The sequence below is a fragment of the Nonomuraea sp. bgisy101 genome (assembly GCF_057708945.1).
Genome location: NZ_JBYITD010000020.1, coordinates 114,147 through 130,524, shown reverse-complemented (window position 1 = coordinate 130,524; position 16,378 = coordinate 114,147). Strand labels below are relative to the sequence as shown.

Genomic DNA, 16,378 nt, shown 5'->3' with positions numbered 1-16,378 from the left:
CAGGTCCAGGCTCCGGGCGGCGAGCGTGCGGATGCGGTAGCGGAGCGTAGTTCCCAGGGCGAGCCCGAGCTGGTCGTCGCCGAGATCCTCCGGCTCGTCAGGGACCGGTGAGGCGCACGTCGCCCTTGGCGGACAGGACGAAGACCTGCCAGTTGTAGTAGGCGTAGAAGCTGCGGGGATCGCGCTTGATCTGCCGCGCGTGGGCCAGCACGGCGTCCACGTAGCGGGTGTCGTGGTTGTAGGCGAACACCGCGCGCCGGTAGTCGCGGGGCGCCCCTGTCGCCTTGAGGTAGTTGGCGGCGGCAAGGACCGCGTCGCGGGCGTCGTGGACGTCGCCGCCCATGCCGTACTGCCGCCACGTGCCCGGCATGAACTGCATCGGCCCCTGCGCCCCCGTGGAGCTGGCCGACCTGACCCTGCCGAACCTCGTCTCCACCAGCATGATCGCCGCGAGCACCTCCCAGTCGACGCCGAAGCGCCTGTCCGCCTGGAGCAGGTAGCCGCGCAGGCGCTTGGCGGGCTGCGGCTCGCTCAGGCGGATCTTCTTGCGCTGCGCCGCGGTGATCGGGTGCGCCATGGCCAGCAGCTTGCCGACAGCGGTCGCGTTGTCGCGCGCCTCGGCGGCCAGCGGCTTGGGCAGCCGCCGGACGACCCCCTGAGCCAGGGACGTGCTGCGGGCCATCGCACGGTAGACGCGCTGCTGGTGCAGGGCGAGCAGGACGACGTCGGGCGGCGGCTGTTCCTGCCCGCCCTTGGTCCACTCGTCGATCCCCTTGCGGAGGGCGGCGGTCGTCTTCTGCAGGGCGACGGCCAGCTTGGCCGGGTCGGCGGGGATGCGTGCCTCTGGATCGGGCGCGGCCGCGGGTACCGGGGTGACCGCCTGAGTGGCGCTGGGCGAGGGGAGTTCGAGAACCGCTGACCCGGCAGCCGTGCCGCCGCAGCCTGCGAGGCTGACCGTCAGGGTTACGGCGGGCAGGACGCGGATCAATCTCATGAAAAATCACCGTATCGCCAGTCGCTCGCGCGTCCGGCGCCCGACACACCGCCAAGGAGAGCCGTGCGAGGAGCCTCTGGGAGGATTGTCCGGATGAAGCCATCGATTCGATCACGAACGCCGCACGACATGGACGGGTGCGTCGAAGCGCTCGCTGCCGTACAGCGTGTCGATCGGTATCCGGTCGACTGGCCGGCCGATCCGGCGCGATGGCTCACGCCGGCCGACCTGGTCTCCGCATGGGTGGCCCTGGACGACGAAGGCGTCGTGGGACACGTGGGCCTGTCGCGGATCCCGCTCGCGAGCCTGGGGCCGGCACTCGCGCAGGCCGTTGGAGCCTCGGGCGAGCTCGTCGGCGCGGTGACCCGGCTCTTCGTGACGCCGCGCGGGCGAGGCCACGGGCTCGCGAGGGACCTGCTCGCCACGGTGCGGAAGGACGCCGCCGCCCGTGGGCTGCCGCTCGTGCTCGACGTCTCCGACGAGGGGCAGGCCGCCGTGGCCCTCTACGAGCGAGCCGGGTGGCGGCGCGTGGCCAGCGCCCGCGCACGGTGGCTGAACTCGGCGGGCGAGCACGCCCTCGTCCACTCCTACGTGAGCCCCGACGTCCAGAACGGCCTTCACGGCCGCTGATCGACCGGCTCGCAGCCGGCCGGGGCGTCGCGGACCCGGGATCCTCCTCGTGATCGCGGGCCGTTGGCGGGAGACCTGTCGAAGGAGGTCTCAGAGCTTGAAAAGCCTGGGGTACGGCGCGGCGATGCGGAGCTTCTCCGAGCCGAAATCGACGATCACGGCGACGTCTTCCTCGACACCGATGACCGAGCCTAGGCCGTACTTGTCATGGCTCACCCAGTCCTGCAGTTCGAAATGCTCGACAGGGGGCGAGGGGGCAGCAGGGACGTTGAAGGGACTTCCGGGCAGGGGACGCCGGGCCGCGGCTCTTGTGGGCTTCATTACCCCTAGTATGCGCCCGTTGGACCCGGTGGCGGACATATTTCCGCCCAACCGAATCGACCGGGCCCCACCGGCGAAGGTCGTCATGACCGGCCGCCGGATCTTCAGACGCGGAGTTCGGGAGGGAAGCCGGTCCACCGCAGTTCGGGAGGCAGGTGCGTCATGTCGTTGTAGACGAGCACGGACGACAACCGGCCTGGCGCGTAGCGGATGACCGTCAGCGCCGCGTTGCAGTGGTTCAAGCCGAGCCAGCGCCATGCGGGCGCGTCCTGTGCCGCCCGGACGAGCCAACCGATCAGGAAATTGTGCGTGACGACCAGCTCGTGCCGCGGCTCGGCGCCGTCGACAGGGCCGGTGAAGCTCTCCATCGCCTCGCGAGCGAGCAGGGGTCCTCGCTCACGTTCCTCAGGAGGGAACCGGGCCAGGAACCCGAGCAGGGAGTCGGCGGAGTCCGGCGGCAGCTCGTCCCGTTCGGGAAAGTACGGGACGTAGTCCCCCGCGGCCTGCGAGACCCGCGGGAGCGCGCCGCCCAGCTGCTCGCCGATCAGGCGGGCGGTGTCGGCCGCCCGCGGCAGCGGGCTGTGGTGGACCGCCGCGAAGGGAACTCCCCGCAGTCGCCTGCCCAGCAGCTCGGCCTGACGACGGCCGTTCTCCGTCAGCCCGCTCTCGTCCGGTGAGGCCTCGCCATGCCGGGCGAGGTAGAGATAGCGCGCGCCCATGCTCGTCAGCCCATTCCCGGCCTGGTCATGCCCAGGCGGCCGGGGTAGGTGGCGTAGCTCTCGATGCGGACCACCGAGCGCGAGTTGGGGGCGTGGATCATCGTCTGCTTCTCGGGGTCGAGCACGATGCCCACATGGTCGGCCGTGCCGTCCCCGTTGTTGTCGAAGAAGATGAGGTCTCCCGCCTGCGCCTTGCCGTCCGGGATGCGCGGCCCGCGCAGCCACTGGTCATTGGCGACACGCGGGATGTCGGTCCCCGCCGACTGGTACGCGCGCAGCGTCAACCCGGAGCAGTCGAAGGAGTTGGGCCCCGTGGCACCCCAGACGTAGGGGTCGCCGAGCTGCTTGAGGGCGTAGTCGACGACCGCCTGCGCGCGGGGGTTCGGGGCGAGGCTGTGGGCGTTCGGAGGCACGGCGAGCGAGGGCTTGCCACCGCCACCGCCACCGCCGCCACCGCCGCCACCGTCGCCACCGTCGCCGCCGTGGGGCGCGCCGTTGTAGGCGTTGCCGACGGGCGTGGCGCCGTTGCCGTCGTACGACGCGAGCTGGGTCGTGCCCTTCGGCGTGAACTCCGGGTCGGGGACCCAGCCCTTTCCCTTCGCGGGGACGAAGTCGTGATCGCCAGGGGCGGTGATGCCGGTGAAGAACCGCACGTCGCCGAGGTACTTGTTGATCTCGTCGGTCGCCTGCTTGACCGCGTCGGACGCCCGGCCCTTCGGCCCCTTGGCCCGCTCGATGGCGTCGTCCACCTGGGACCTGATGCTCGTCATCGAGATCGTGGTGGTGTCCGGGTCGTTGCGCTGCTCGTCCAGCCAGGCGCGCTTCTCGCGGTACAGGGCCTGGACCTCGCCCTTGGCGGTCGCCAGTTCCGTCCCTGCCGTGTCCAGCTTTCCTGCGCAGCTGGTCAGCGCTGTGCTCAGCGACGTACCGGACGCGGGGTACTTGGCCATGTGGTCGGCGAAGTCCTGGGCGGAGTCGCCGTTCCACGCGTCGTTCACCGATTTGACCGCGCGTTTGAGGGCGCCGGTCTCCGTGGTGAGGCTGGTGGCCAGCGCCCGCCAGCGCTTGGAGATGTTCGAGATCTCTTCCTGGTTGCCGCTGAGGTCGTCGATCACGTTCTGGATGCGGCTGAGATAGGTGTCCCAGATGTCCGTCACACTTGCTCCGCCCGGGGAACGGGCAGGTCGGCCTTGCGGACGTTCTCGATGACCTTGTGGACGGCGGCCTCGACCTTGGTCAGGTTGTTCTCGGCGTGGCGCGTCTCAGTGTCGATCTTCGCCTCGAGGTCGTTGACGGCCTTGCTGAGCTTTGCCGAGAAGCCCTCGAGCGAGCCGAACACGGAGGCGCCGACGCTCGCGGGAGCCTCGTCGGCCATGGCCTTGAACTGGTTTCCCACGCCCTTGGCCTTGCTCGCGCATTCCTCGAGTGCGTCGAAGTAGATCTCCAAACCTGCCACGTGAGCTTCGCCTCCCGTGTCACACCAGTCTCAATGGCCCCGACAATCTAACACTCTTGGTCATCTTTCGGTCGGGACGTCAGCCATGGGCCCTCGTTCACGATCGACGTGCCGATGAGGCCGCCTGCCGTCTGTGGGAGCTCTCGGGTGGGCTCACCGGGGTGAGCGCGTCCGGCTAGCCGCGGGGCGCGTACATGATGACCAGGACGCCGAGCAGGCAGATGGCCGCTCCGATGATGTCCCAGCGGTCGGGGTGGAACCGGTCGACCACCATGCCCCACACCAGCGAGCCTGCCACGAACACCCCGCCGTAGGCGGCCAGGATCCGCCCGAAGTGGGCGTCGGGCTGGAGGGTGGCCACGAGGCCGTACACGCCGAGCGCCACGCATCCCGCCCCGACCCACAGCAGCCCGCGATGCTCTCGCACCCCTTGCCAGACCAGCCAGGCCCCGCCGATCTCGGCGAGGGCGGCCACCACGAAGAGCAGGAGGGAACGCGCGACAGTCATGAGCGTGACTGTAGGGGGCGGCTAGAACGGCAGCGGGCAGCGCGGGCTTGTCGTACAGGTCATGAGGTCGTCGCAGCCCGCGTCCACCGCCTGGATCAGCGTCTCGCGGACCGCCCGCAGGTCGGCGATCTTCCGCTCCACCTCGGCGAGCTTCGCGCTCGTCCGGGCGCGCAGGCGCGGGCGGGCCGTCGCCTCGACCAGGTCGGCGACCTCCTCCAGCGTGAAGCCCAGCCGTTGCGCCGCCTTGATCATCCGCAGGCGCGTCACGGTCTCCTCGGGGTACAGCCGGTGCCCCCCGTTGCTGCGCCGGGGCTCCTCCAGCAGGCCCCGCCGGTGGTAGTAGCGCAGCGTCTGCGCGTTGACCCCCGCCGCCTCGGCGACCTGTCCCGTGCGCAGCCAGGTCCCGCTCATGACGCGGCCCGCGGCGCGGCCTCGAGCGCCCTGGCCGCCAGCCCGTCGAGGACCCTCGCGTGGACGGCGGGCACCTCGACGTCCAGGACCAGTTCCTCGTCGCCGGACGTGAAGGCGAACGCGAAGAACGAGCAGCAGGCCGTCTCCCTCGCCGTCAGGTCGCGCGCGGTCTCCTCCACCTGAGCCCCGCCGTCCAGCGTGAGCCGCAGGTGGGTCGGGTCCACGCGGTCGAGCCCGCGCAACGCGGACGCGAACAGGTCGTCGAACTCCGCCACGCGCAACGGCCGCTCTTCGGTCGGTAGCGTGCACGCGTCAGGTGCCCACATCAGTCCTCCCAGGTCCGCCTACCTTCCGAAGGTAACCCTGTACCCCGGTACAGGATGCAACCCCCTGGCGCGGGCCCGAGCCGTCCCGGGCGGCAGGCGCTCCGGGACCGGCAGAATGACCAGGTGACGAGTTCCCCCTGGATGGTGCTCATCGGACCGGCGGCCACGGGCAAGAGCACGCTGGGCGCGATCGTCGCGGCGTCGACGGGCCGCCCCTTCGTCGACATCGACGAGATCGGTGCCGCCTACTACGCCGAGGCGGGCTGGTCGATGGACCGGCTCCGCGCGCACGTCGAGGCGGTCGGCAGGGTCAGGGCCGAACGGGAGTGGGAACCTGCCCGCGCCCACGCGGTACGGCGCGCGGTGGCCGACCACCCCGGCGCGGTCCTGTCCCTCGGCGCGGGCCACAGCAACTACACGGACCCCGCGCTGTTCGACGAGGTCAGGAAGGCGCTCGGCGTGGTCGAGCACGTGGTCCTCGTCCTGCCGTCGCCTGACCAGGACCGATCGGTGGCGGTCCTCCGCGAGCGGAGCCTCGCCACCAAACAGACCGGCTGGGTGACGGAGGACGGGCACGACTTCCTCGCCGAGTGGGTGCGCGATCGAGGGAACGCCGACCTCGCCACCGTCATCCTCCACACCGACGGCGAGGACCCGCCCGCGAGCGCGCGACGCCTCTCCGAGCTCCTGCGCGCCGCGGATCAGGACCGCTAGCAGGTCAAGACAGCCGGCCGGTCACCACGGCCGGCCGGTCACCACGCCCGGATCACCAGGCGATCTCGAGGGTGCGCAGGCCGTACACGACGTGGAAGGAGCGGAAGTCGGCGGGCCCGCCGACCTCCCTCAGCTCGGGAAAGCGCCGCAGCAGGGCGGGGAAGGCGATCCGCATCTCCATGCGCGCCAACGGCGCACCCAGGCAGTGGTGCACGCCGTGGCCGAAGGCGACGTGCCCCAGCGCGCCGCGTTCGATGTCGAACCGGTCGGGGTCCGACAGCAGCGCGGGGTCCCTGTTCGCGGACGGCAGCACGCACATCACCAGCTCGCCCGCGGGGATGCGCCGGCCGGCCAGCTCGACCTCGGTCGTGGTCAGCTTGGCCGTCCCCGAGTGGACGATGCTGAGCCAGCGCAGCAGCTCCTCCACGGCCGCGTCGATCCGTGACGGCTCCTTCCTGAGCAGCTCCAGCTGGTCGGGGTGACGCAGCAGGGCGAGCGTGCCGAGCGACAGCATGTTGGAGGTGGTCTCGTGGCCGGCCAGCAGGAGCAGGCTGCCGATACCGATCAGCTCGTCGGTCGTCAGGTCGTCGCCATGCTCGCGCACCAGCATGCCGAGCAGTTCGTCGCCGGGGTCGGCCTGCGTCCTGGCGACGAGCTCGCCCATGTAGGCGCGCGATTCGAGCTGCAGCGCCACCCGCTGCTCCAGGGGCGCTGACAGGTCGAGCATCCCGTTGGTGCGCCGCTGGAAGTCGGCCCTGTCGGCGTACGGCACGCCGAGCAGCTCGCAGATCACCAGAGAGGGGACCGGCAGCGCGAAGTCCGCGACGAGGTCGGCGGGCGAGCCGTTTCGCTCCATGGCGTCGAGGTGCTGCTCGACGATGTCGGTGATGCGGGGCTCGAGCCTGCGCATCCTGCGGACCGTGAACTCGGGCGTCAGCATGCGCCGCAGCCTGGTGTGCTCGGGCGGGTCGAAGGAGAGCATGTTGCCCGCCCGCATCGCGGCGATCTGCTCGTCGCTCAGGTCGATCTGGCCCGGCGGGCGGAAGCTCGCCGTCCTGGCGTTGCTGAAGCGCGTGGCGTCGCCCAGCACCTCGCGGACGTCGGAGAACCGGGTGACCATCCAGGCCTCGATGCCGAAGGGAGTGCTGACCTTCCGCACGCCTTCGTCGTCGCGCAGCGCGGACAGCTCGGGGGCCGGGTCGAACCCGGCCCTGCGCATGTGGAGCGGCAACGTCACGGATTCGCTCATGTCATCTCCCGCCGGATCGACCGTGCCCCGTGACTTCCACCATAGCGATCTATCAGTGACCCGCGGCGGCACGTTCCTGTGCCAGTCGCTCCTCTCCTGAGAGGGTGTTGAGCGGCTTCTCCTTGATGAACAGCACGGCCAGCAGGGCGAGCGCCGTCAGCGGCACGCCGATGAGGAACAGGTCGGCGGTGGCCGTGGCGTACACGTCCTGGATGACGCGGACCACGGGCGCGGGCAGCTTGGAGATGTCGGGGACGGACGCGCCCTCGCCTCCCGAGCCGCCGCCGGCGGCGAGCGGGCCCAGCTTCTCGGTCATCAGCGTGGTGATGCGGTTGGCCAGCACGGCGCCGAGGGCGCTGACGCCGACCGCGCCGCCCATGCTGCGGAAGAAGGTGAGCGCGGAGGTGGTGGCGCCCAAGTCGTGGGCGGGCACGTCGTTCTGCGCGGCGAGCACCAGGTTCTGCATCAGCATGCCGACGCCGATGCCGAGCACCGCCATGTAGACCGACAGCAGCAGCGTGCTGGTCCCACCGTCGATGGTGGCGAGCAGGCCCATGCCGGCGAGCATGACGACGCCGCCCGCCACGAGGAAGCCCTTCCATCGGCCCGACCTGGTGATGAGCTGGCCGGCGACGGTCGAGGAGATCAGCAGGCCGAACACCATGGGCAGGCTCATCAGCCCCGCGACCGTCGGCGACTTGCCGAGCGCCACCTGGAAGTACTGCGACAGGAACACCGTGCCGCCGAACATCGCGACGCCGACCAGCACGCTGGCGATGGTGGCCAGGGCGACCGTGCGGTTCCTGAACAGCGACAGCGGGATGATCGGCTCGGCGGCCCGCGACTCCACCCAGACGGCCAGCGCGAGCACGGCGACGCCGCCGGCCACGAGGCCCGCCGTCCACCAGGAGGCCCACGGGAACTGGTTGCCTGCCAGGGAGGACCACACCAGCAGCGTGCAGACGCCGAGGGTGATCAGGAAGGCGCCCAGGTAGTCGACCTTGACCTCCTTGCGCACCACCGGGAGGTGGAGCGTGCGCTGGAGCAGGACGATGGCGACGATCGTGAACGGCACGCCGAACAGGAAGCACCAGCGCCAGCCGAGCCACGAGGTGTCGACGAGCAGCCCGCCGATGAGCGGCCCCGCGACGGTGCCGACGCCGAACACGGCGCCGAAGATGCCGGCGTACCGGCCGAGCTCACGCGGCGGGATCATGGCCGCCATCACGATCATGGAAAGCGCGCTCATGCCGCCCGCGCCGACGCCCTGGACGACGCGGCTGACGATGAGGATCTCGACGTTCGGCGTGAGGCCGGCGATCAGCGAGCCGACCACGAACATGCCGAGCGACAGCTGGATCAGCAGCTTCTTGCTGTAGAGGTCGGCCATCTTGCCCCACAGCGGCACGGTGGCCGTCATGGCCAGCAGCTCTGAGGTGACGATCCAGGTGTAGACGGTCTGCGAGCCGTGCAGGTCGGTAATGATGCGCGGGAGCGCGTTCGCCACGACGGTCGAGGCCAGGATGGACACGAACATGCCCACCATCAGCCCGGACAGCGCTTGCAGGACCTTTCTGCGGGAGGTGGTCGGGGGCGCGGCCTCGGGCTGCGCGCTGGTGGTCGTCATGCTTCCTCGGTTTCTCGACGTCCGGGGTGGTTCATGGGGTGGGGTCCGGCAGCCCTGCGGCCACCTGGGCGAACGCCTCGTCGACCAGGTCCGCGAGCACGGGCTCGCCGGAGGCGGAGCTCCAGCGCAGCATGGCCACGCGGAAGGCGGTCAGCGCCACGGCGATGACGAGCTCCGGATAGCCCGCGGCGGCCGCGTGGTCGCCGATTCTCGCGGCGACCACCGCCGTGAGGGCGCGTTCGGCCTCCGCTCCCGTCGCGAGCAGGCGTGGCAGCAGTGACGGGTTCTGCTCGAACACCTTCAGCCTGAGCAGCCACTGCTCGCGGTGCCGCTGGGCTCGCTCGGCCTCGGCGAGCAGGACCGTGCGCAGGGCCTGGAGGACGGGCACGCCGGGAGGCGTGGCGGCCAGGCGCTCGCGCAGCGCCACCTCCGCGGCCGGGTCTCTGCCGATGAGCGCGTCTTCCTTGGAGGGGAAGTAGTTGAAGAACGTCCTGGAGGAGACGTCCACCGCCTCGGCGATGTCCTCGACGGTGACGCCCGCCAGTCCGCGTTCGGCGACGAGCGAGAGCGCGGCGCGCTCCAGCGCCTCGCGGGTCTCGAGCTTCTTCCTGTCTCGCCGCCCGAGTTCGCTACTGCTGTCCACGCTCATCTCAACATCAACCTTAGGGAGGAAATTTCACAATCTGCAAACTTTCAGGATCTGAAGTGTTGGATGTCACACGCGAGCGTGATAGAAAGCTGCTTATACGTATAAGCACGAGTGTGCAGAGGGATGCCATGCAGCTGAAAGTCCACACATGGGGGTCGGCGGGGGCCGGCAGGCTCGCCATCCTCGTCCACGGCGTCATGTCCTCGGCGGGCACCTGGTGCCGCGTCGTTCCGCTGCTGGTCGAGCGCGGCTACCACGTCCTGGCCCCCGACCTGCGCGGCCACGGGGAGAGCGCGCACGCCGACTCCTACCGTGGCGAGGACTTCGCCGCCGACGTGGTGGAGTCGCTCCCCACCGGAGCCGACATCGTGATCGGCCACTCGCTCGGCGGCCGCACGCTGGCGCTCGCCGTCGACGAGCTTCGCCCCGCCAGGGCCGTCTACAGCGACCCCGCGTGGCTGCTGTCCGGCGCGAAGGCCGACGTGGAGATGATGGCCGGGTTCGCCCGCTCCACCAAGACCGTGACGGCCGAGCAGATCGCCCAGATGAACCCCCGCTGGGCGCCCGAGGACGTGGCCGCCGAGTTGGAAGGCTTCGCCGCCTGGGACCTCAAGGTGATGGACGGCGTCGGCGCCTTCGGCGACCTCGACCTCAAGGCACCCGCGGTCCCCTCCCTGGTCCAGGCGGCCGACCCGAGCTTCCTGGTCTCCAGGGAGTACGGCAGGCAGTTGGAGCAGCTCGGCTACCAGGTCACGTTCGTGCCGAACACGGGACACTGCGTCCACCGCGACGACCTCGACGGCTTCATGGCCTCGCTCGACGGCTGGATCTGACGTTTCCCCACGTCGGTCCGGGCGAAAATGTTATGATCCTTTTGTCATGAATATTCATGGCTCAGGCCGTTCTTCCGTGACGCTCACCGATGATCCGGCACGGCACCACGAGGTCTACGTCACCGCCTTCAACACCGGCGACGTCAGCACCGTCGAACAGGCCTACGAGGACCTCGCCGTCCTCGTCCCCGCGCCCGGCCGGCCGATGACCGGTCAGGACCGCGCCGCCGCCACCGAACACCTCCTCAGCCTGGGGCTTCCCATCCAGGCCCGCCCCCGCCACGTCTACGTCGCCGACGACATCGCGCTCCTCATCGTCGACTGGGCGATCCACGGCACCACGCCCGACGGCAGGGACGTCCACATGGAGGGCACCGCCACCGACGTCGCCAGGCGCGGCCCCGACGGCCTCTGGCGATACGTCATCGACAACCCTTTCGGCACCGCCGCGTAATTTCTCCTTTTCACCGTCGCCCTCGTTTCGCGGGGGCGACGGTTATATCGCCGCAGTGGTGACTACCCGCGGCCAATCGGCGCGCCTATCGTTCGGAGCCTGCCAAGCGGCGCGATACCCGAGAAATTGGGAGGCTCCATGTCATCGCTTTCCCGGCTGACCGTCGTCGCCATTCTCGTCGTCGCGTGGGTCGGTGGCGGAGCGAAGGCGGCCGCGGCGACGGTGAAAGCCGACGAACTCCAGCAGGACATAAGGACGGCCGTCTACGCGGTCAACCGGTTCTGGTCAGATCACTGGTCGGATTACTTCCCGGGTCAATACCGGCCGCCTCGGGTCGTGGGCGGCTACGACGGGCGCAGCCCGAACCGGCCGACGTGTTCGGGGTACAGGCTGCTGCCGTACAACGCCTCCTACTGCGCCACCCAGCACTTCATCGCCTGGGACGTCAACCTGATGAGGTTGAGCCACTCCTACGGCGACGGCCTCGTCTACCAGGTCATCTCGCACGAGTGGAGTCACGCCGTCCAGAACCGCATGCCGTACAGGCATCTGGCGTGGCAGATCGAGCTGCAGGCCGACTGCATGGGCGCGGCGGCGCTCGCGGGAGCGGCGAGGGACGGCACGCTGGTCTGGGAGCGAGGCGACAGCCAGGAGATCGCGGCGACGCTGCGGGGGCTGTCGGGTGACACGCCGTGGACGAACCCGGCGGATCACGGCAGCGCCGCCGAACGGATCGACGCGTTCAACACGGGCCTGCGGTCCGGCATGCGGGCCTGTCTCGTCTAGCTCGCGCCGGCATTCGCCTGGTGCTCGCCACGGACCAACGCGCAGTAGTGCAGGAGTCTGTCGACCACCTTGGTGACCATGTCCGCCCGCCCTCGGCCCAGCCAGACGAAACCGGCCTTGGCCGTCTCCTGCAGAACGGGGTCGTCGGACGAGGCGACACGGTTGATGAGCGTGGCAGCGAGCACGTAGTAACGCTGGTCGACGTTCAGGACGTCGCCCAGTTCGGGGCTGGCGAACACGCCCAGCGCGTAGCGGCAGGAGTCGAGTCCCGGGACGGTGCCCGGTTCGATCGGCCGGTTGGCCGCGTCGATGACGGACTTCTGCCAGGTCATGCGCGCATACGGACTCGCGCCGACGGTCAGCTGCCAGTTGCGCAAGATGCCGTACCCGCCGGCCGCCAGGGCGAGCGTCACGACGACGGTCACGACCGCCGCGACCACGCGGAGGGCGCCTCGGCGCGGCTCGGGAGCGGCCCTGTGTCTCCTGGCCCGCATGAGACTGCCGCAGCCGGCGAGCACGAGTCCGGGGTAGACGGCGTAGGCGTACGTCAGCGTGGCGTAGTTGCCGATCGTGAGCGGCAGCGGGGCCCCCTGCCCCAGGCACGCTCCCGCCCGCTCCCACCCGCATTCCGCGACGGCGACATGCCCGAGGATCACCAGGCTCATCGGTACTGCCGCCGCCAGGAGCACGGTGCCCGCGTGAGCCATGGACCACCCGCCCATGCCGCGCCCGCCGATCATGACGCCGATCACCAGCGCCGCGAGAACCAGCAGGCCGACGGCCACGCCCATGGTCACGTAGACGGCGGCAAGGAACTGCCCCGTCTCCTTGTGCCGGCTGCCCTCCGTGAGCATGGGGTGGAGGGCGAAACCCGACACCGCCACGGCAACGCAGGCGATCGCCGCCGGGGCCGCGGCGCGGGCCACACGGACGTAGGACCGCTGGAGCAGGACGGGCGCGCCGCCGTCGAGGTGGAGCCGCAGGCTCCGCCCTGGCACCGATCGCCCCCGTGTCCCGGCGGCCAGCAGGTAGGCGCAGGCCAGCGCGATGGTGAGCACCAGCGGGGAGTACCTGGCCATGGTGACCAAGGTCACGGCCAGCAGGTCCCAGGTGCTGCCGGCCAGGGCGATGACCGTGATGCCGTGGAACCAGAAGCCCAGCCACGGCCCGACCACCAGCCCGGAGAGCGCCACGGTCGCCAGCGCGATCGTCCGGGGCCGGACGGAGACGGCCGTCCAGGCGGAGAAGCAGGCCTTGGCCCAGCCGAGGAACACGCGGACGATCAGCAGGAGCACGAGACAGTAGGTGAGTCCGAGCAGCGGATTCGCGAAGGCGATGGTCCAGATCCACTGCTCTGAACTCACCCTGGTCACGAACTGGCCGGCGACGACGCCCAGCGTGAAGCTGGTCGCCGCCCACCACAGAGCCGCGCCCGAGCCACGCTCTGTTGGCCGCTCGATGCCCGCCCGCCAGACGGCGACGACGACGATGCCGGAGACGAGAAGCCCGAACATCACCCCCGGCACGAAGAAGCGGAGGTCGAGCACCGCCTCTGAGTCGAGATAGGAGTACACGGTGTAGACGGGGGCGAAGCCGAGGCCCGCGAGCAACCCGGCGGTGGCCATCTCCCACTGGTCCAGGCGCAGGAGCCTGCCGGGATCCTCGAGGACGGCCAAGCGGTACCGCTTGCCGGGGTGGTTGCCGAAGTGGCGGAGCGGCCCCCGGCTCCACCAGGTCGGCCCGTCGGTCTCGATGGCCCTGGCCATGGCGTCCTGCCGTTCGGCGGTGTCGCCCGCCCGGACGTCGGCGTGGTGCTCACGGGCGCGCAGCACCGCGGTTCGCGCCAGCCACAGCACCAGGACGAGGACGGACAGCCTGGCGCACCACGCGGGCAGCTCGGCGGGACGCCCGATCGCCATGGCGGCCACCATCGGCACGCAGGCCGTCAGCAGGAACGACCACCAGATCGCCACCGTGATGTGCGCGATGCCGACGTCACGGTTGCGGATGTGCGCCAGCTCGTGGCGGAGGACCGCCTCGACGGCGGCGGGCTTGGTGGAGTGGGCGATGACCAGCCCCATGCTCAGTGCCACCACGTGACGTCGCGGCAGCCCGAAGGCACGCCCGGTGATGCCCGGCCTGCCGGAGTCCACCAGCATCCGGATGTTCCTGCCAGGGAGTTCCTGCTCCGCGATGACGCCGAACCTGCGGACCAGGTCCGCGTGGGCGTCGCCGTCGCCGACCGTCGCCAGGGGGTCGTAGCGGAGCGCTCGCAGCGGGTGGAGCGCGTAGAGGAGCAGGGCGAAAGCCACAGGAACGGCGAGCGACGCGATGACGAGGAGAGAGCTCATCGTCGCCACCCCCGCGGCGCACTTGCCGTACCGGTCGAGGAGCAGGATCGGCTCGATCGAGCGCACGCCTGAACGCAGCGCGGACAGGCACTCCGCGTGCCGCGCGTGCTCGGGGAGATGGGCGAGCTCTCGCCAGAGCGTGACGAGGAAGCCGTTGAGGTAGAGGCAGCCGGCGACCGTCGCGGCGATCAGGATCAGGAAGCGGGACGTCGTCGACGAAGGCAGCACGAACGGGTTCAGCCGACGCCCGGGCACCGTCTCCCCCGCCGCCGTCACCTCTCGCCCGACAGGTGCCCGTAGGTGGCCTGGCGCAGGCGGAGCGCGGTGGTCCTGTCCACGCCCAGCGCGAGCGCGATGTCCTCGATCGCCTGTGCCGTCTCCTTCGCCTGGGCGGGCTCGAACACGGGAACGGCGGTCTCGGGGCCGGCGATGGGCGCGGGGCGCGGCGGGAAGAGCCTGTCCCACAGGCTCTTGGAGACCTGCTTCGAGGTGCGTTCGACGGCCTGGGTCAGCGTGTTGGTCACCGCGCCGGTGAGGACGGTCATCACGACGGGGGTCAACAGTGTCACCGCGTCGGCGAGCGAGAACCCGAGAAGGTCGTCACCGCCGCCGCGAAATGCGCGCCGCGGATTCCGCCGGGCGGCGCGAGCCACCGCGGGAAAGTATTCCGCCTCTCGCGGGGCGACTTCGGCGACAATGGCGCGGGCCACGTCGTCCAGGTGCCGAATGGATCCGCTCTCCGATTCCGCCGCCATGGTTTTCCCTCACCGGACGATTGGCCAGAGTCACCGCATGGTAGCCGCCTTATCGACGAGAACACCAGGAAACGGCATTCCGGCCGCAATGATTGGCATTCGGCGTCAAGCCCAAAAGCGCTTTCTATTTGGAGCTCCATTTCGGCTAGGGTCGGTGATCGTGGACGATTTCCGAGCCTGGTGGCAGCTCGCCCTCCTCACCCCCGCGATCGTCAGCGCGATCCTCGCCTTCCTGTCCTGCCTCACCCCCGGCGGCGACTTCCTCCTGCTGGGGATGGCGATGCTGGGGTGGATCCTGGCAGCGATCGGCTGGGCGACGAGCCTCGCGGTACGGCCGCTGAGACGCCCGTTCCTGCTAGTCGTCCCTCCGCTGCTGTGCGTGCTCAGCGTGGCGTCGGTTTCCACCGGCGCTCCCCTCCGAGCGGCGCTGCTGTTCTCGGAGTCCGCGCTCCACGAGCGCGCGCAGGCGCTCAGGGCGGGCGAGGAGCGCGACGTGGACGGGGGACGGATCGGCCTGATCCCGGTCTCCTCCATCCGGCGGTCCGAAGGGGTCACGGAATTCGCCTCCGAGGGCGCCGGGTTCCTCATCCGCTGCGGTCTCGCGCACTCTCCAGGCGGACCCGCGAAGATCTCCGACGTCACGTCGGTCGATCACCTGACCGGCGACTGGTATGTCACCTGCACCGACTTCGACTGACGCGGCGCCCTGAACCACCTCAGCGACCGAGCACCCCCGCCAGGTGCCGGCGCGGTCGATGCCGTGCCTGGCGGCGTAGATCTTCGACACCGCCTCGAATTCCTCGGTCAGCCGCCGCAGGTCCATGCGCCGAAGTGTGGAGCGGTCACCGGCACGCGGGACGAGCCCGGACAATTCTCTGGTGGACATCAGACAGGGCACGACGGCCGACGCCGCGGCGGTCGCCGCGTTGCACACCAGGAGCTGGCAGACCGCCTACACCGGCATCCTTCCCGACGGGTACCTGAACGGCTCGCTCGCCGACCGGCAGGCCGACCTGTGGCGGGACAGGCTGGCCGGCGGCGGCGCCGGGCGCCTGCTGATCGCCGACGCCGGTGAAGGTGTGGCGGGGTTCGCGTACCTGGTCCCCCAGGAGGACAGGGTCCTGCTGGACAACCTCCATGTCGAACCAGGGCTCAAGCGCTCCGGCATCGGCGGCGCCCTCCTGCGGCACGCGCTCGACCGGGCGGGAACGCGGGAGCTCTACCTGGAGGTCCTGAAGCGGAACACGACCGCCATCGCCTTCTACGAACGCCACGGCGGCACGAGGGCCAGGGAGTTCGTGGAGCGCTTCCCCGAGGGCTTCGAGGTGGACGTGCTGGAGTACTACTGGAGCGGGATCCGCAGCGACACCGTCCCCCGCAGGTCGAGCCACGCCTCCTGAGGCCCTCTGACCAGGCGCAGCACGACCTCCTCGCAGCCGGGGCAGCGGGCGACGAGGCCCGCCCCCTCGTAGACCCGCAGCGCGGCGACGGGACCCTGCAGGCCGCAGTTGGCACATCGGCCGACGGCGGCGGTGAGGTCCACGGCGAAGATCTCGCCCAGCGGTCCCGCGAGGGCGTTGCCGTCGAGGTGCATG

At 70.4% G+C, this 16,378-nt stretch carries 21 protein-coding genes; 7 read left to right on the top strand and 14 right to left on the bottom strand.

Going from position 1 to position 16,378, the window contains the following annotated elements:
• Positions 1-97: 97 nt before the first annotated feature.
• Positions 98-994, bottom strand: a complete 897-nt coding sequence (locus AC3EO4_RS33155; RefSeq protein WP_431899303.1) for a lytic transglycosylase domain-containing protein — start codon at positions 992-994, stop codon at positions 98-100.
• Between the two features lie 93 nt (positions 995-1,087).
• Between AC3EO4_RS33155 and AC3EO4_RS33150 the strand changes: the two genes are divergently transcribed.
• Complete coding sequence (locus AC3EO4_RS33150; RefSeq protein WP_431899301.1) at positions 1,088-1,624, top strand: GNAT family N-acetyltransferase; 537 nt, start codon at positions 1,088-1,090, stop codon at positions 1,622-1,624.
• A 90-nt stretch (positions 1,625-1,714) separates the two neighbouring features.
• On the opposite strand, the gene AC3EO4_RS33145 is transcribed toward AC3EO4_RS33150, so the two are convergent.
• The 7 genes from AC3EO4_RS33145 to AC3EO4_RS33115 all read right to left on the bottom strand — a co-directional run bounded on the left by AC3EO4_RS33145 (position 1,715) and on the right by AC3EO4_RS33115 (position 5,365).
• Positions 1,715-1,945 carry a hypothetical protein gene (locus tag AC3EO4_RS33145; protein WP_379569508.1) on the bottom strand — a complete coding sequence of 77 codons (231 nt, stop codon included), beginning with the start codon at positions 1,943-1,945 and terminating at the stop codon, positions 1,715-1,717.
• 104 nt (positions 1,946-2,049) lie between these two features.
• Complete coding sequence (locus tag AC3EO4_RS33140; RefSeq protein ID WP_431899300.1) at positions 2,050-2,664, bottom strand: histidine phosphatase family protein; 615 nt, start codon at positions 2,662-2,664, stop codon at positions 2,050-2,052.
• Positions 2,665-2,669: 5 nt separating this feature from the next.
• Positions 2,670-3,821: a bifunctional WXG100 family type VII secretion target/C40 family peptidase gene (locus AC3EO4_RS33135; RefSeq protein WP_431899299.1), complete on the bottom strand. Its 1,152-nt coding sequence runs from the start codon at positions 3,819-3,821 to the stop codon at positions 2,670-2,672.
• Positions 3,818-4,120: a hypothetical protein gene (locus tag AC3EO4_RS33130; RefSeq protein WP_379569514.1), complete on the bottom strand. Its 303-nt coding sequence runs from the start codon at positions 4,118-4,120 to the stop codon at positions 3,818-3,820. The genes AC3EO4_RS33135 and AC3EO4_RS33130 overlap by 4 nt, the downstream gene beginning before the upstream one ends.
• Before the next feature lie 175 nt (positions 4,121-4,295).
• The gene (locus AC3EO4_RS33125; RefSeq protein ID WP_379569516.1) at positions 4,296-4,628 is read right to left on the bottom strand and encodes a YnfA family protein; all 333 of its coding nucleotides are present in this window, start codon (positions 4,626-4,628) and stop codon (positions 4,296-4,298) included.
• A 21-nt stretch (positions 4,629-4,649) separates the two neighbouring features.
• Positions 4,650-5,039: a MerR family transcriptional regulator gene (locus tag AC3EO4_RS33120; RefSeq protein WP_379569517.1), complete on the bottom strand. Its 390-nt coding sequence runs from the start codon at positions 5,037-5,039 to the stop codon at positions 4,650-4,652.
• A complete protein-coding gene (locus tag AC3EO4_RS33115) occupies positions 5,036-5,365 on the bottom strand; it encodes a hypothetical protein (RefSeq protein WP_379569519.1) in 330 nt (109 codons plus the stop codon). Before AC3EO4_RS33115 ends, AC3EO4_RS33120 begins: the two co-directional genes overlap by 4 nt.
• Before the next feature lie 123 nt (positions 5,366-5,488).
• Here AC3EO4_RS33115 and AC3EO4_RS33110 point away from each other — a divergent pair, with 123 nt between their 5' ends.
• Positions 5,489-6,079, top strand: coding sequence for a shikimate kinase (locus tag AC3EO4_RS33110; protein ID WP_379569521.1), 591 nt, complete (start codon positions 5,489-5,491; stop codon positions 6,077-6,079).
• A 52-nt stretch (positions 6,080-6,131) separates the two neighbouring features.
• On the opposite strand, the gene AC3EO4_RS33105 is transcribed toward AC3EO4_RS33110, so the two are convergent.
• From AC3EO4_RS33105 to AC3EO4_RS33095, 3 genes are read right to left on the bottom strand one after another with little or no spacing between them, the layout of a single operon-like run.
• Positions 6,132-7,328, bottom strand: a complete 1,197-nt coding sequence (locus AC3EO4_RS33105) for a cytochrome P450 (RefSeq protein WP_379569523.1) — start codon at positions 7,326-7,328, stop codon at positions 6,132-6,134.
• A gap of 52 nt (positions 7,329-7,380) precedes the next feature.
• Positions 7,381-8,955: an MDR family MFS transporter gene (locus AC3EO4_RS33100; protein ID WP_379569525.1), complete on the bottom strand. Its 1,575-nt coding sequence runs from the start codon at positions 8,953-8,955 to the stop codon at positions 7,381-7,383.
• 31 nt (positions 8,956-8,986) lie between these two features.
• Positions 8,987-9,604 carry an acyl-CoA-like ligand-binding transcription factor gene (locus AC3EO4_RS33095; RefSeq protein ID WP_488186367.1) on the bottom strand — a complete coding sequence of 206 codons (618 nt, stop codon included), beginning with the start codon at positions 9,602-9,604 and terminating at the stop codon, positions 8,987-8,989.
• 128 nt (positions 9,605-9,732) lie between these two features.
• Between AC3EO4_RS33095 and AC3EO4_RS33090 the strand changes: the two genes are divergently transcribed.
• The 3 genes from AC3EO4_RS33090 (at position 9,733) to AC3EO4_RS33080 (ending at position 11,677) form a co-directional block, all read left to right on the top strand.
• Positions 9,733-10,437: an alpha/beta fold hydrolase gene (locus AC3EO4_RS33090; RefSeq protein WP_379569529.1), complete on the top strand. Its 705-nt coding sequence runs from the start codon at positions 9,733-9,735 to the stop codon at positions 10,435-10,437.
• Positions 10,438-10,513: 76 nt separating this feature from the next.
• Positions 10,514-10,891 (top strand): YybH family protein, encoded by a 378-nt coding sequence (locus AC3EO4_RS33085; protein WP_431899295.1) that lies wholly within the window; start codon positions 10,514-10,516, stop codon positions 10,889-10,891.
• Positions 10,892-11,029: 138 nt separating this feature from the next.
• Positions 11,030-11,677, top strand: a complete 648-nt coding sequence (locus tag AC3EO4_RS33080) for a neutral zinc metallopeptidase (protein ID WP_379569532.1) — start codon at positions 11,030-11,032, stop codon at positions 11,675-11,677.
• On the opposite strand, the gene AC3EO4_RS33075 is transcribed toward AC3EO4_RS33080, so the two are convergent.
• Together AC3EO4_RS33075 and AC3EO4_RS33070 are read right to left on the bottom strand one after the other, a co-directional pair.
• On the bottom strand, positions 11,674-14,283 hold the full coding sequence (locus AC3EO4_RS33075; RefSeq protein ID WP_431899294.1) for a M48 family metalloprotease: 2,610 nt from the start codon (positions 14,281-14,283) through the stop codon (positions 11,674-11,676). The genes AC3EO4_RS33080 and AC3EO4_RS33075 overlap by 4 nt on opposite strands.
• A 17-nt stretch (positions 14,284-14,300) precedes the next feature.
• Entirely contained in the window at positions 14,301-14,783 is a 483-nt protein-coding gene (locus AC3EO4_RS33070; RefSeq protein WP_379569536.1) for a hypothetical protein, read from the bottom strand.
• Between the two features lie 160 nt (positions 14,784-14,943).
• Here AC3EO4_RS33070 and AC3EO4_RS33065 point away from each other — a divergent pair, with 160 nt between their 5' ends.
• Both AC3EO4_RS33065 and AC3EO4_RS33060 read left to right on the top strand, forming a co-directional pair.
• Positions 14,944-15,480, top strand: coding sequence for a hypothetical protein (locus AC3EO4_RS33065; protein WP_431899292.1), 537 nt, complete (start codon positions 14,944-14,946; stop codon positions 15,478-15,480).
• Positions 15,481-15,661: 181 nt separating this feature from the next.
• A complete protein-coding gene (locus tag AC3EO4_RS33060) occupies positions 15,662-16,183 on the top strand; it encodes an N-acetyltransferase family protein (protein WP_488186366.1) in 522 nt (173 codons plus the stop codon).
• On the opposite strand, the gene AC3EO4_RS33055 is transcribed toward AC3EO4_RS33060, so the two are convergent.
• Positions 16,126-16,377, bottom strand: coding sequence for a DUF6510 family protein (locus AC3EO4_RS33055; protein ID WP_379569542.1), 252 nt, complete (start codon positions 16,375-16,377; stop codon positions 16,126-16,128). The two genes, AC3EO4_RS33060 and AC3EO4_RS33055, sit on opposite strands and share 58 nt — an antisense overlap.
• Between the last annotated feature and the right edge of the window lies 1 nt (position 16,378).

Bases quoted from the DNA above. Each gene is read 5' to 3' on its own strand.
- AC3EO4_RS33155 (WP_431899303.1), bottom strand. From the start codon at position 994: ATGAGATTGATCCGCGTCCTGCCCGCCGTAACCCTGACGGTCAGCCTC.
- AC3EO4_RS33150 (WP_431899301.1), top strand. From the start codon at position 1,088: ATGAAGCCATCGATTCGATCACGAACGCCGCACGACATGGACGGGTGC.
- AC3EO4_RS33145 (WP_379569508.1), bottom strand. From the start codon at position 1,945: ATGAAGCCCACAAGAGCCGCGGCCCGGCGTCCCCTGCCCGGAAGTCCC.
- AC3EO4_RS33140 (WP_431899300.1), bottom strand. From the start codon at position 2,664: ATGGGCGCGCGCTATCTCTACCTCGCCCGGCATGGCGAGGCCTCACCG.
- AC3EO4_RS33125 (WP_379569516.1), bottom strand. From the start codon at position 4,628: ATGACTGTCGCGCGTTCCCTCCTGCTCTTCGTGGTGGCCGCCCTCGCC.
- AC3EO4_RS33120 (WP_379569517.1), bottom strand. From the start codon at position 5,039: ATGAGCGGGACCTGGCTGCGCACGGGACAGGTCGCCGAGGCGGCGGGG.
- AC3EO4_RS33115 (WP_379569519.1), bottom strand. From the start codon at position 5,365: ATGTGGGCACCTGACGCGTGCACGCTACCGACCGAAGAGCGGCCGTTG.
- AC3EO4_RS33105 (WP_379569523.1), bottom strand. From the start codon at position 7,328: ATGAGCGAATCCGTGACGTTGCCGCTCCACATGCGCAGGGCCGGGTTC.
- AC3EO4_RS33100 (WP_379569525.1), bottom strand. From the start codon at position 8,955: ATGACGACCACCAGCGCGCAGCCCGAGGCCGCGCCCCCGACCACCTCC.
- AC3EO4_RS33095 (WP_488186367.1), bottom strand. From the start codon at position 9,604: ATGAGCGTGGACAGCAGTAGCGAACTCGGGCGGCGAGACAGGAAGAAG.
- AC3EO4_RS33090 (WP_379569529.1), top strand. From the start codon at position 9,733: ATGCAGCTGAAAGTCCACACATGGGGGTCGGCGGGGGCCGGCAGGCTC.
- AC3EO4_RS33080 (WP_379569532.1), top strand. From the start codon at position 11,030: ATGTCATCGCTTTCCCGGCTGACCGTCGTCGCCATTCTCGTCGTCGCG.
- AC3EO4_RS33070 (WP_379569536.1), bottom strand. From the start codon at position 14,783: ATGGCGGCGGAATCGGAGAGCGGATCCATTCGGCACCTGGACGACGTG.
- AC3EO4_RS33055 (WP_379569542.1), bottom strand. From the start codon at position 16,377: ATGCACCTCGACGGCAACGCCCTCGCGGGACCGCTGGGCGAGATCTTC.